The sequence below is a fragment of the Providencia heimbachae ATCC 35613 genome (genome assembly GCF_001655055.1).
In the GTDB taxonomy this organism is placed as follows: Bacteria; Pseudomonadota; Gammaproteobacteria; order Enterobacterales; family Enterobacteriaceae; genus Providencia; species Providencia heimbachae.
The window spans coordinates 45,957-59,875 of sequence record NZ_LXEW01000009.1; the positions used below are offsets into that span (position 1 = coordinate 45,957).

Consider the following 13,919-nt stretch of genomic DNA (forward strand, 5'->3'; position numbering starts at 1 on the left):
AAGACAACAATGTATTAATGACATTGTCATATTCTCTATCATTTCATTATTAAATATTGATAGGCAAACCGTTAATGAGCCAACTTATCTATAGATATAATCTATCTTCATTAAAATATTAATAAACTCATATTTATTTCGTTCGGATTTGTGGGCGGGGACAAAAATTCAAAATTTAGTCAGCTGTAAAGAGATATTTACGCCAAAAAGACTTGATAATGTAAATTATTTGTTATAAACAAAAGTTAAATGTAATTATTGGCAATATCCTCACCCTAATAGAAACCAGGATGAGGATTTCTTTATTTAATTATTTAATAAAACAATTTTCCCAAAAAGATCGCCAGATTCCATATAGCGGTGCGCATCAGAAACTTGAGCCAAACTGTAAGTTTTGTTAATAATGGGTTTTATTTTACCTATTTGCAACATGTCCCAGACCTGTTCTTTTAACTCAAGTGAAATTTGACATTTTTCTTCAATAGTTCGTGAGCGCATTGTGGAGCCCGTATGTTGTAATCGCTTCACCATCAGTGGCATCATATTCAAATGTGTCGGATTTCCTTTCATCATACCAATTTGAATAATACGCCCACACTTAGCCGCAACCACATAATTTTTAGCAACATAATCACCGCCAATAATATCGACAACCATATCAACCCCACGTGATAACGTATAATTTAGCGAGGCTTGGACAAAATCATCTGTCTTATAGTTAATCACACAATCAGCACCTAACGATTTCGCAATATTGACTTTTTCTTCCGAGCCCACCGTTGTGATCACCGTTGCGCCAAATGCTTTGGCTAACATGACAGCAATACTACCAATTCCTGATGTTCCACCATGAATAAGCACGGTTTCATCTTTTTTAAGTTTGCCTATTTGGAATACGTTCGCCCAGACTGTGAAAAAATTTTCAGGAACGGCTGCTCCCTCTGCAAATGATAAATTGCCTAATGGCAAAGCAATATCTTTGTGAACTAAACAATATTCTGCATACCCCCCACCAGCAACTAAACCACAAATTTTATCGCCGAGCTGCCATTGAGTAACATCATCCGCTTTCGCAACTATTGTGCCTGAGACTTCTAATCCCATAATAGGCGAAGCATCTGGTGGTGGTGGATATGACCCCATTCGCTGAAATATATCAGGTCGATTAACGCCTGCGGCTTCAACCTTCACTAATAAGTATCCAGCTGATAAACTAGGTAGTGGTTTATCTATTAATTGCAATTTTTCTGGTCCGCCGGGTTCTATAATGTCGACAACTTTCATTGTTGTTGGTAATGTTAATTGGTTGTTTATCACTATGATTTCCTTTTACAGGTTCATTTGAAAAATTGATATTTTTATGTTTACTTTTCTGTTAAATTAATGCTAATTAGTTTAATGAAAATACAGATAACTCATTAATTTATTTAGCTAAAGAAATATCTACTTAACACCTTTTATTATATTTAAAATACAATTATTTAATTTATATCCGGCTTATCATTTAGTAATCGTACTTAATTTAGCATTTCCATCTAAAATCATTAATTTGATATTTTTAGCTTCTTTTGCTTTTTTATTTGATAACTTTGTTCTGTTCTATATTACTACTTACCAGCCGCATTATCTTATGCTAAAATTGACTCATATCAATAATTTTAACTTGATTGAGCATTTAATATGATCCCAGAAAAAAGAGTTGTTCGTCGCATCCAGTCTGGTGGTTGTGCTATTCACTGTCAGGACTGCAGCATTAGTCAACTTTGCATTCCTTTTACACTGAATGAACATGAACTGGATCAACTTGATAATATCATTGAACGCAAAAAACCAATTCAAAAAGGTCAAGCCTTGTTTAAAGCAGGTGATGAGCTACGTTCGTTATATGCCATCCGTTCAGGCACAATAAAAAGTTACACAATCACCGAAGAAGGTGATGAGCAAATTACAGGTTTCCACTTAGCGGGCGACTTGGTTGGTTTTGACGCTATTATACATACACAGCACCCAAGTTTTGCTCAAGCGCTTGAAACTTCAATGGTTTGTGAAATTCCATTTGAAACACTCGATGACTTGTCAGGCAAAATGCCTAACTTACGTCAACAAATTATGCGTCTGATGAGTGGTGAAATTAAGGGAGATCAAGAAATGATCCTCCTGTTATCCAAGAAAAATGCAGAAGAACGTCTAGCCGCATTTATTCTTAACCTTTCTCATCGATTTGCAGAACGTGGTTTTTCACCGCGTGAGTTTAGATTAACAATGACACGTGGTGATATCGGTAATTATCTTGGTTTAACCGTTGAAACCATAAGCCGCCTTTTAGGTCGTTTCCAAAAAAGTGGCATGTTAAGTGTTAAAGGTAAATACATCACAATTGAAGATATGACGAAACTTACTGATATAGCGGGTAAAGTTTCAGCTATTACCTGCTAATCCCCCCAAACGGATCACATTCCCAGTGATCCGTTTTCGTTTTTTTTCCCTGAAATCTTGCCTATTTAACGCTGATATCATAGTTTATCTATATGGACCTATCCGTTGTTGAGAGGATTTCAAAATGGCAAACTACAAAAATCTCCTAGTTGCAATTGACCCAAATCAGGATGACCAACCTGCGTTAAGACGTGCTGTTTACATCGTGCAGCGTAATGGTGGACGGATAAAAGCTTTTTTACCTATCTACGACCTTTCCTATGATATGACTACTCTGCTCTCTCCTGAAGAGCGTAATGCCATGCGAAAAGGTGTTATCAGCCAAAAAGCCGCATGGATCAAGCAGCAAGCCCACTTTTACCTTGAAGCGGGTATTGATATCGAAATTAAAGTCATCTGGCACAATAAGCCGTATGAAGCCATAATTCAGGAAGTGATTAGCGGAGAACATGATTTATTGCTGAAGATGGCACACCAAACAGATAATTTCGAGTCAATCATCTTCACACCGTTAGATTGGCATCTTCTCAGAAAATGCCCAGCGCCAGTTTGGATGGTTAAAGATAAAATTTGGCCCGATCATGGTTCCGTTGTTGTCGCGGTTAATTTATCTAACGAAGAATCTTATCATGACGCTCTCAATATCAAGCTGGTTGAGAAAACCAAAGATTTAGCTCAACGCATTATCAAAGAGCAAGATATTCACTTAGTGAGTGCTTATCCTGTCGCTCCGATGAATATTGCGATTGAACTCCCAGATTTTGATCCTAGTTTGTATAACAACGCGCTACGCGGCCAGCATCTCATTGCGATGAAAGAATTACGCCAAAAATTCTGTATTGATGAAAAATTTACTCATGTTCGCGAAGGGTTGCCTGAAAAAATCATTCCAGATATGTGTGAAGAACTTGAGGCTGGTGTTGTTGTGCTTGGTATTTTAGGTCGTACCGGGATATCAGCCGCATTTCTAGGTAATACTGCGGAACACGTCATTGATAAGCTTAAATGCGACTTATTGGCCATAAAACCCGATGGATTTGTATGCCCTATTAGTCCTGCTGATGACGATTAAACGCCCATAACGTAATATTGTAAAGGCCAATGAATTATACCATTGGCCTTTTGTTTTATAAGTCCTAACCGCATACCGGATATGATTTAAGCTATTACCCACTATCCGCTTAATATCATAATAGTAAATTAAATATAAAAAAGGGCTCTAAAAACAAGAGCCCTAAATAAATATTAATTAAAGATTAAAGCGAGCGTAAAATAGCTTCAACGCTATCTTTAGCATCACCAAATAACATCTGTGTATTTTCTTTAAAGAATAATGGGTTTTGAACACCCGCATAACCTGTATTCATTGAACGTTTAAAGACAATAACGTTATTTGCTTTCCAAACTTCAAGTACTGGCATGCCCGCTATTGGGCTGTTCGGATCTTCTTGTGCTGCCGGGTTAACGGTATCATTGGCACCAATAACTAACACGGTATCGGTATTTGAGAAATCATCGTTGATTTCATCCATTTCCAATACGATATCATAAGGTACTTTCGCTTCAGCAAGTAGTACGTTCATATGCCCCGGCAAACGCCCAGCGACAGGGTGAATACCAAAACGAACTTTGATACCGCGCTCACGCAATTTTGCTGTAATATCCTGAACAGGATATTGCGCTTGAGCTACCGCTAGACCATAGCCTGGCGTGATAATAACAGAAGTCGAATTTTTAAGCATTTCAGCCACTTCTTCCGCTGTTGTTTCACGATATTCACCCATTTCTTCATCGGAGCCTGTTGAAGAACCATCGGTACCAAAACCACCGGCTATGACGCTGAAGAAAGAGCGATTCATTGCTTTACACATGATGTAAGACAGGATTGCCCCAGAAGAACCTACCAGTGCACCAGTCACAATTAATAGGTCATTACTTAGCATAAAGCCCGCCGCTGCGGCTGCCCAACCAGAATAAGAGTTAAGCATTGAAACAACAACTGGCATGTCAGCACCGCCAATTGAAGCAACAAGATGCCAACCAAATGCAAGAGCGATGACCGTCATAATTAACATGACAAACACTTGTAGGCCAACGCTATCAGTTCTGACAAAAATAACTAATAAGATTAATGAAACAACGAGCGCAGCTAAATTGAGTTTATGGCGATTCGGCAACATCATCGGCTTCGATGACATTTTTCCGGATAACTTACCATAAGCCACAATTGAGCCTGTGAAGGTTATCGCACCAATGAAAATACCTAAAAAGACTTCAGTCAGGTGGATATTTTCCATGACTGAATCAAGGTGCCCTTCGCTCGCAATAAAACTATTAAAACCGACAAGAACAGCCGCTAAGCCCACGAAACTATGTAAAATAGCGACGAGTTCCGGCATTTCTGTCATTTCAACTTTTTTCGCTAACCGAATACCGATAACCGCACCGATGACCATTGCTATAATCATCCAGCCAACATTACCACTATCGGGTCCAAGGATCGTTGCAAGTAACGCAATCGCCATCCCAATAATACCGTAAGTATTTCCTCGCTGGGAACTCTCATGGCGCGATAACCCTGCAAGGCTGAAAATAAATAGGATAGCAGCAACAATATATGCAGCTGTCACAATTCCACTCGACAACATAAGTTACCCCTTATCCTTTACGAAACATTTTTAACATGCGATGTGTTACTGTGAACCCACCGAAAATATTGATACTGGCTATCAAGATGGCAATAAAGGATAAGAAGCTTACCCAACCACCACTCCCTATCTGCAATAACGCACCCACAACGATGATCCCTGAAATAGCATTCGTCACCGACATTAATGGTGTATGTAACGCATGTGTCACGTTCCAAACCACGTAGTAACCGACGACACAAGCAAGGGCAAAAACAGTAAAGTGCGACAAAAATTCTTTCGGAGCAGAATTAGCGAACCATCCAAAAAGGATAATCGCTAGTGCCATCAAGCCATATTTTACGACCGGTGACATTTTTTTCTCAGGCGCTTTCGTTTTTTCCACCGCTTTAGGTTTCGCCTGCGGTTGAGCTGAAACTTGAATTGGGGGAGCTGGCCAAGTTATTTCCCCTTGTTTGATGACGGTCACACCACGAATAACGACATCATCAAAATCAATAACAATTTGACCATCTTTTTCTTTGCACAGCAGTTTCATTAAATTAACGAGGTTAGTCCCGTATAATTGTGAAGACTGTGTTGGAAGGCGGCTTGGTAAATCGGTATAGCCGATAATTTTCACGCCATTAGCTGTTACGACCAATTTATCTGCTTGAGTTAATTCGCAGTTTCCGCCAGTTTGTGCAGCTAAATCAACGATAACGCTACCCGGATTCATTGATTCAACCATTTCTTTAGTAATTAACTTAGGTGCTGGTCTACCTGGAATAAGTGCGGTTGTAACAATGATATCGACTTCTTTGGCTTGTGCGGCAAATAACGCCATTTCAGCCTTAATAAAGGCCTCTGACATCACTTTAGCATAACCGTCCCCACTCCCTGCCTCTTCCTTAAAATCAAGCTCAAGGAATTCAGCGCCCATACTTTGCACTTGTTCTTTAACTTCAGGACGAGTATCAAATGCACGAACAATTGCACCTAAACTGCCTGCGGCACCGATAGCCGCTAATCCTGCTACGCCAGCACCGATGATCATCACTTTCGCTGGTGGCACTTTACCTGCTGCGGTAATTTGCCCTGTGAAGAAACGACCAAATTCATGTGCCGCTTCGACAATAGCTCTATAGCCCGCAATATTCGCCATCGAACTCAAAGCATCTAGTGACTGTGCCCGCGAAATTCGAGGAACAGCATCCATCGCCATCACATTAATGTTACGTGCTTTTAGTGCATCCATTAGCTCTGCATTTTGCGCAGGCCAAATGAAGCTCACCAATGTTGCCCCCTCTTTAAGCAGAGGAATTTCATCATCTAGTGGTGAATTTACTTTAAAAACAATATCCGCAGCAAAAGCAGTATCACGGTCAACAATTTCTGCTCCCACCTGCTCGTATGCTGCATCATCAAAGCTTGCTAAATGCCCCGCATTGCTTTCTACACAGACAGAAAATCCTAACTTAAGTAGTTGAATTACTGTTGACGGTGTAGCAGCAACACGCGCTTCATTGGCAAGTCGTTCTCTTGGTATACCAATACGCATAATGTTCCCTTTTTAAAGCTTAAAGTAATGTTGTATGTACGGTGTTTGCCAAAAAAGTAACCATCCCACATGGAAAAGTCCTATTTTCGCATAAAACAATTTTTAAATGTTCTAATAACCTACTGAAAATAACCTTATTGATCCATAATTGATCACCATTCTTAGACAGTAAATGGGATTCTCAGGGAAAATCTTAGTTTTAGGTCAATAAAATACTGGATACTTTGAAAAAACTGGTAAATTTGACTAGTCAATCATTATTTATTTCCCATAAAAAGAAAATCATGAGACAACGAGAACGGTTACGTGTAATAATCACTAACATGTGGTAAAAAAAGGCTCAGCACGTTTATAATAAATTGCGCAAGGCGGAAGGATTTTGTATGAAGCTGAAAACTACGGTCATCGCAGCCGCGGTGTTATCAATAACGAGTATAACTGCTACTCAGGCGGCTGTTGAATTAACGCCAAAACAGGCCGAAGAATTAAAACCTTATGAGCGTATAACAGTCACCGGACGCTTTAATGCTATTTATGAAGCATCCGACGCAGTCTCCCGTAGGGCTGATAAAATGGGGGCTTATGCCTTTTACATTCAAAGCCTTGATGATATAGGTGATAGCGGTAACATGCGTGTTGTTGCTGATGTCTTTGCAAAAGACGCACCTAAAACTGTAGAGTCAAATCGCCGAGTATTCGGTGGTGTTGAAGAAATGTCAAAAGACGATGCTGCTCAATATGAACCTTTTGATACAGTTACCGTAAGCGGTTTCTATCCTTCACAACCTGACCTTTATGAAGCGATTGCCAAAAAAGCAAAAGTAAAAGATGCCGCATCATTCTATGTTGTACGTAATATTGCAATGAATGATGGTGGTAACACGCTGGCAACTGCTTATGTGTATAAAAAAGATGCACCTAAGCGCCAAGTCCAGCTAGAAGAAGCTATTATTCCTGCCGATTCAGATGCAGGACGTGCTCTGCTAGCTGAAGGTGGGGAAGCAGCGAAAAAAGTCCGCATACCCGGTGTAGCTTCTTCAGAAGAACCTACAACTGCAGTTGGGCGTTTCTTTGAAACTTCAAGTAGTCAGCCAGGCCGTACAAGCGTGACTTTACCAAGCGGATATGCTATTGAAGAAGTTAATAAAACTGCCGCTGCACAAATGGTTCCATTTGATTCAATTACATTCTCTGGTTATTACACTAACACCCCTGAAGTACGCTATCAAATTGCTAAGCGTGCTGAGGCTAAAGGTGCTAAATACTTCCATATTACAAGAGAATGGCAATCAAATGGTGGTAGTGTGACCATTAGTGCTGACCTATTTAAGTAATAGAAAATAAATCTCGCTGAAGCCAGTTTATATCTTAAACTGGCTTTTCTTATTTTTAACGATACGCTTCTTCTATATTGACCTTATATCCAACCTCACCCTCTCATTCCCTACATTTTGAATGTATCATTTGATTCATCAAATCCTTATATCAATATAAATTTCAGGATCAACAGTAAAAGTGCATAAAATATCTAATTAACTGCATATTTTTCCATTGCATATCTTTCGTTTCATTCGTAGAATCTCACACTTGTTTTTTAACAGTCTATTAAACTGGTTTTTTGAAATTAACTGGTTTAATTACTTATCATAATTATTAAATTAACGTCATTTTAACTTTTGATTGTAGAACAACCAGGATATACCTTGAAAAATACATTAAGTCTTACAGCCCTAACCGCATTAGTACTTAGCTCAATGGTTGGTGCTGGTGTATTTAGCCTTCCTCAAAATATGGCTGAAGTTGCCAGTCCGATGGCTTTGATAATTGGCTGGTGTATTACTGGCGTTGGTATTCTATTTTTGGCATTTTCACTTTTACTGTTATCCCGGCTCCGTCCTGACCTAGATGGTGGAATATTCACTTATGCAAAAGTAGGATTTGGTGAGTTCGTTGGCTTTTGTTCTGCATGGGGATATTGGCTATGTGCTGTTGTCGCCAATGTGTCTTACTTAGTCATTGTCTTTGCAGCCATTAGTTTTTTTACAGATACGCCAGATAACATCATTTTCGGTGATGGCAACACGTGGCAAGCATTAATTGGTGAATCTATTCTTTTATGGATTGTTCACTATTTAGTTTTGCGGGGAGTGCAAACTGCAGCAGGTATCAATAAACTCGCAACGCTCGCAAAGTTAGTGCCACTTGGTTTATTTGTTGTGCTTGCCTTTTTAGCTTTCAAGCTCGATATATTTAATGCTGATTTTAGTGGTATTGAACTTGGAGTGCCTGTTTGGCAACAAGTCAAAGACACCATGCTTATAACCTTATGGGTATTTATCGGTATCGAAGGTGCGGTTGTTGTCTCTGCTAGAGCTAAAAATCGTCGTGATGTGGGCTTAGCAACTATTTTTGCTGTTAGTTCCGCTTTAATAATTTATATTTTAGTTACACTGCTATCATTAGGAATAATGCCGCAAGCTGAGCTTGCTCAAATCAAAAACCCATCAATGGCAACTTTAATGGTTAATTTGATAGGATCGAGTGGTGATATCATTATTGCTGCGGGTCTCATTATTTCTGTTTGTGGTGCTTATTTAAGCTGGACAATCATGGCTGCTGAAGTTCCTTATATTGCAGCCCAATACCAGTCATTTCCAAAAATATTTAACAAACTCAATGCGAATGATGCCCCCTCATCTTCCTTATGGCTAACTAACAGTGCTGTACAGCTTTCTCTGGTTCTTATCTGGCTCAGTGGTAGTAATTACAATACATTGCTAACTATTGCATCTGAGATGATACTAGTCCCTTATTTCTTAGTGGGTGCTTTTTTAATAAAAGTCGCACTTGAGCGACATAATAAAGCATTATTTGCTGTTGGTTTTGTGGCCAGCACTTATGGGCTATGGCTCTTATACGCTTCTGGGTTAATTAATCTTTTGTTATCTGTCGTGCTATATGCACCGGGCATCCTCGTTTTCTTATATGCACGCTCTCAACAAACAGCCAAAATGCCATTAAAATTAATTGAAAAAATAGCAGCCTATTGTATTGCATTTACGGCAATACCGGCTCTTTACTATTTAGTGGCATAAAAATCTTAGGAGAAGGTGAATTAAGTTAGTCTAAATTTACCTTCTCCTTTATGCCATTCCTTGTTCCAAATCTTAAGTCACCTTTCCATTTACTACCCTTGAACCAACCACCCTTTTAGACTTTTTATTTTTATGTAATATTTCTCATGCTTCAGGTGTAAATTTCATTAAACGCACTAGTATGTTGTAACTAAATTGGAATATAAAAAGAAAAGGCACTTAAATCATCAGAGAACCCGATCTAAGTGCCTATATTAATTATGATAAATTTGTAATCATTACAATTGTGCAGTGATATTTTCCATCGTTTGAATTATTCGTTTATCAGAAATTGGATATGGCGTCCCTAATTGCTGTGCAAATAAACTCACTCGTAATTCTTCAATCATCCAACGAACTTCTTGCACTTCAGGTAATGTTTTCTGTAATGGCGTCAATTTTGACATCCACTGCTGCCACATATTTTGTACATGTTCTACCTTACTCATCTGTGCGCGGTCTCTATTTGGATCAATTGCTAATTTCTCTAATCTACGTTCTATGCCATTCAAATAACGTAAGATATCAGGTAAGCGTTTCCAACCATGAGTCGTTACAAACCCTTTAAATACTAAACCGGACATTTGTGCTTTTAAGTCTGATAGCGCTAATGCCATAGAAAAATCTACACGCCCCTTTAACCTTTTATTTATGGCAAAAACTGATGTTAAAATTTGCTCAACTTGCTTAGCAATATTAACAACCGCATCATTTAATTCAGCGCGTGCATACTCTTTTAATTTTTCAAATTGTTCTTCATTCCAAACTGGCCCACCATAAGTTGAAATTAATTGATCGATACCGCATGCAATACAGTCATCAATTAACTCTAAAACCTTGCCATATGGATTAAAGTAGAGCCCAAGTTTCGATTTATTGGGTAGTTTTTCATGTAAATATTTAATTGGAGATGGGATATTCAATAGTAATAATCTACGTACCCCAGCCCACATGGCTTGTTGTTGTTCAAGCTCAGTTTCAAATACACGAATGCCTACACTCGTTTTTTCATCGACTAATGCAGGATAAGCTTTAACTGAATATCCACCGCGTTTTTGTTCGTAACGTTGAGGTAATTCGCCAAAGCTCCAAATATGTAATCCGTTTTGTTCAATACCATCATCTACAACTTCTGAAAGTGTTTCTTGCACTTTTTCTTTTAGGCTATTTTTTAATGCATCTAGATCTTGCCCTTCCGCAATAGTTTTATTTTTATCGCCAATGACCCGATACGTCATTTTTAAATGCACCGGTAGTTGCTCAAGTTGCCATGAATCTCTATCAACCGAAACGCCTGTCATCCGGCGCAGTTCACGTTCGAGCTTATCGAGAACGCTACCTTCAGGTACAGGCACGCGTTCAAGAAATGCAGATGCATAATTAGGTGCAGGGACGAAATTACGTCGAATCGGTTTAGGTAATGACTTAATTAAAGCTACAATTAATTCATGCCGTAATCCGGGAACTTGCCAGTCGAAACCCGTATTTTGGACCTGATTTAAAATCGCTAATGGAATATGTACCGTGACACCATCAGCATCAGTACCCGGTTCAAATTGATAACTAAGGCGGAATTTTAAATCACCTTGATACCAATAGTTAGGATAATCAAGGGCTGATACATTCGCAGCATCATCCTTAATAAGCATATTTTTTTCGAAATTAAGAAGGTCAGATTGCTGCTTAGATACCGTCTTCCACCAATTATCAAAATGACGAGATGAAATAACATCATTCGGAATTCGTTGATCATAAAAAGCAAACAGTGTTTCATCATCAACAAGTATATCTCGGCGTCTCGATTTATGTTCTAAATCTTCAATCTCGGACAATAACTTCAGATTTTCTTTAAAGAATGCATGTCGGGTTGTCCAATCACCTTCAACCAAAGCATGGCGAATAAATAATTCACGGCATAATAACGGGTCTATATTGCCATAATTAACCTGACGTGAAGCAACAATTGGCAAACCATAGAGTGTCACCTTCTCTGAAGCCATAACAGCGCCTTCCGATTTTGACCAATGAGGCTCGCTGTAATTGTGTTTAGTAAGGTGTTCCGCTAATGGCTCAATCCATTCAGGGTCAATTGAAGCGGCAATTCTGCCCCATAGTTTTGATGTTTCAACAAGTTCAGCGACCATTGCCCATTTAGGCGGTTTTTTAAATAGACCCGAGCCAGGAAAGATTGTAAAGCGAGCATTCCTAGCCCCGGTAAATTCAGGTTTATCTGCGTCTTTTTGACCGACATGAGAAAGTAATCCAGCAAGTAACGATACATGAATACTACGAAAATCAGCTTCCACACTATTAATCGCAAACCCTTGTTCTTTTACAACTTGTCTAAGCTGAGTATACAAATCTTGCCATTCACGAATACGAAGATAATTCAGAAAATCTTGGCGACACATTTTTCTAAACTGTGCATTTGACAGTGTTTTTTGCTGCTCTTTCAAATAGTTCCATAAGTTTAGAAAAGCAAGGAAATCCGATTGTTTATCATGAAAACGTCGATGCTTTTCATCGGAGGCTTGCTGTTTCTCTAAGGGTCTTTCTCTTGGATCTTGAATTGACAATGCCGAAACGATCACCATCGCTTCACGTACTGCACCATGTTTTCTTGCTTCAATAACCATTCGAGCAAGTCTTGGATCAACCGGAAGTTGAGCTAATTGGCGGCCAATTTCGGTTAATTGATATCCACGTTCAGCAAGCTTATGAGGTTGAACTGCCCCCAGCTCCTCAAGTAATTTAACACCATCTTGAATATTACGTTTATCGGGTGCTTCCACAAAAGGAAAGGCTGCAATATCGCCTAATCCGATCGATGTCATCTGTAAAATAACGGAGGCTAAATTTGTTCTTAAAATTTCAGGATCGGTAAATTCTGGGCGTGATAAAAAATCATCCTCAGAATATAAACGAATACAAATACCGTCAGAAACACGGCCACAACGCCCTTTTCGTTGATTTGCAGAGGCTTGTGAAATAGGCTCTACAGGCAATCGTTGGACTTTAGTTCGGTAACTGTAACGGCTAATTCTTGCATAACCAGTATCAATGACATATTTGATCCCTGGAACAGTTAATGATGTTTCTGCCACGTTAGTGGAAAGGATAATTCGCCGACCACCATGGGGATGAAAAATACGATTTTGTTCACTATTTGAAAGCCTAGCAAACAGAGGTAAAATTTCAGTATGTCTAAGTTGTAATTTTGAAAGTGCATCAGCTGTATCACGAATTTCTCGCTCACCGCTCATGAAAATCAAAATATCGCCATTTCCTTCCACGGATAGTTCATTAACGGCATCAATGATCCCGTCTATTTGATCTCGTTCATTGTCGTTATCATCTCCCATGACTGGGCGGTAACGAACCTCCACAGGGTAAGTACGGCCTGAAACCTCAACAATTGGAGCATGGTTAAAATGACGAGAAAAACGTTCCGGATCAATTGTCGCAGAGGTAATAATAATTTTTAAATCGGGTCTTTTGGGCAGCAATTGACGTAAATAACCCAATATAAAATCGATATTTAAGCTTCGTTCATGCGCTTCATCGATAATAATTGTATCGTACTGCAGAAGTAATTTATCGTTCTGTAATTCTGCTAATAAAATACCATCAGTCATCAATTTGACTTGCGTATTTTCGCCAACTTGATCACTAAAACGAACTTTATATCCTACATTTTGTCCTAATTCGCATTCTAATTCTTGGGCAAGACGGGTAGCAACAGAACGAGCAGCCAATCTTCTTGGTTGCGTATGACCGATGAATCCTTGGATCCCCCGACCCAACTCCAAACAAATTTTAGGTATTTGGGTTGTCTTACCAGAACCTGTTTCGCCTGCAATAATGACAACCTGATGCTTTTTAATCGCATCTAAAATAACGTCTTTTTTCTGACTTACCGGTAAATTATCAGGATAACGAATTGTCGGCGGATTGAGGCGCTTAGTCGCTACCTTTTGTTTGGCCGTTTCGATATCGGCTTTAATCACATCCAGAATTGCTGTACGAGACTTTTCATCTTGTATCTTAGCAATACCATAGATCCTTTTTTTTAAAAAAAATTGATCGCGTAATGACGTTTGTCCAATATCAGCTTCTAATGCTGCCAGTATGGATTTCAATTTTAAATCCTTATTTTTCATA

8 protein-coding genes are annotated in these 13,919 nt (G+C 39.0%); 4 read left to right on the forward strand and 4 right to left on the reverse strand.

Annotated elements, in window-relative coordinates:
• Positions 1–306: 306 nt before the first annotated feature.
• Positions 307–1,284: an NAD(P)H-quinone oxidoreductase gene (locus M998_RS01670; RefSeq protein ID WP_068907248.1), complete on the reverse strand. Its 978-nt coding sequence runs from the start codon at positions 1,282–1,284 to the stop codon at positions 307–309.
• Positions 1,285–1,680: 396 nt separating this feature from the next.
• Here M998_RS01670 and fnr point away from each other — a divergent pair, with 396 nt between their 5' ends.
• Together fnr and uspE are read left to right on the forward strand one after the other, a co-directional pair.
• Positions 1,681–2,436 carry a fumarate/nitrate reduction transcriptional regulator Fnr gene (fnr, locus tag M998_RS01675; protein ID WP_068443675.1) on the forward strand — a complete coding sequence of 252 codons (756 nt, stop codon included), beginning with the start codon at positions 1,681–1,683 and terminating at the stop codon, positions 2,434–2,436.
• A gap of 124 nt (positions 2,437–2,560) precedes the next feature.
• Positions 2,561–3,508, forward strand: a complete 948-nt coding sequence (gene uspE / locus M998_RS01680) for a universal stress protein UspE (RefSeq protein WP_068907228.1) — start codon at positions 2,561–2,563, stop codon at positions 3,506–3,508.
• Between the two features lie 184 nt (positions 3,509–3,692).
• Here the strand turns inward: uspE and pntB are convergent, their stop codons facing one another.
• Positions 3,693–5,081 carry a Re/Si-specific NAD(P)(+) transhydrogenase subunit beta gene (gene pntB / locus M998_RS01685; protein WP_068446483.1) on the reverse strand — a complete coding sequence of 463 codons (1,389 nt, stop codon included), beginning with the start codon at positions 5,079–5,081 and terminating at the stop codon, positions 3,693–3,695.
• Between the two features lie 13 nt (positions 5,082–5,094).
• The gene (gene pntA / locus M998_RS01690) at positions 5,095–6,624 is read right to left on the reverse strand and encodes a Re/Si-specific NAD(P)(+) transhydrogenase subunit alpha (protein ID WP_068907229.1); all 1,530 of its coding nucleotides are present in this window, start codon (positions 6,622–6,624) and stop codon (positions 5,095–5,097) included.
• A 383-nt stretch (positions 6,625–7,007) separates the two neighbouring features.
• On the opposite strand from pntA, the gene ydgH reads away from it, so the two are divergent.
• A complete protein-coding gene (gene ydgH, locus M998_RS01695) occupies positions 7,008–7,958 on the forward strand; it encodes a DUF1471 family protein YdgH (RefSeq protein WP_068907230.1) in 951 nt (316 codons plus the stop codon).
• A 420-nt stretch (positions 7,959–8,378) separates the two neighbouring features.
• The gene (locus M998_RS01700) at positions 8,379–9,719 is read left to right on the forward strand and encodes a basic amino acid/polyamine antiporter (protein ID WP_375342641.1); all 1,341 of its coding nucleotides are present in this window, start codon (positions 8,379–8,381) and stop codon (positions 9,717–9,719) included.
• A gap of 278 nt (positions 9,720–9,997) precedes the next feature.
• On the opposite strand, the gene hrpA is transcribed toward M998_RS01700, so the two are convergent.
• Complete coding sequence (gene hrpA, locus M998_RS01705; protein ID WP_068907231.1) at positions 9,998–13,918, reverse strand: ATP-dependent RNA helicase HrpA; 3,921 nt, start codon at positions 13,916–13,918, stop codon at positions 9,998–10,000.
• Position 13,919: the final 1 nt, after the last annotated feature.

What these genes read in the sequence shown, in the direction of transcription:
- ydgH (WP_068907230.1), top strand. Translation starts at nt 7,008, where the DNA reads ATGAAGCTGAAAACTACGGTCATCGCAGCCGCGGTGTTATCAATAACG.
- pntA (WP_068907229.1), bottom strand. Translation starts at nt 6,624, where the DNA reads ATGCGTATTGGTATACCAAGAGAACGACTTGCCAATGAAGCGCGTGTT.
- M998_RS01700 (WP_375342641.1), top strand. Translation starts at nt 8,379, where the DNA reads ATGGTTGGTGCTGGTGTATTTAGCCTTCCTCAAAATATGGCTGAAGTT.
- M998_RS01670 (WP_068907248.1), bottom strand. Translation starts at nt 1,284, where the DNA reads ATGAAAGTTGTCGACATTATAGAACCCGGCGGACCAGAAAAATTGCAA.
- hrpA (WP_068907231.1), bottom strand. Translation starts at nt 13,918, where the DNA reads ATGAAAAATAAGGATTTAAAATTGAAATCCATACTGGCAGCATTAGAA.
- fnr (WP_068443675.1), top strand. Translation starts at nt 1,681, where the DNA reads ATGATCCCAGAAAAAAGAGTTGTTCGTCGCATCCAGTCTGGTGGTTGT.
- uspE (WP_068907228.1), top strand. Translation starts at nt 2,561, where the DNA reads ATGGCAAACTACAAAAATCTCCTAGTTGCAATTGACCCAAATCAGGAT.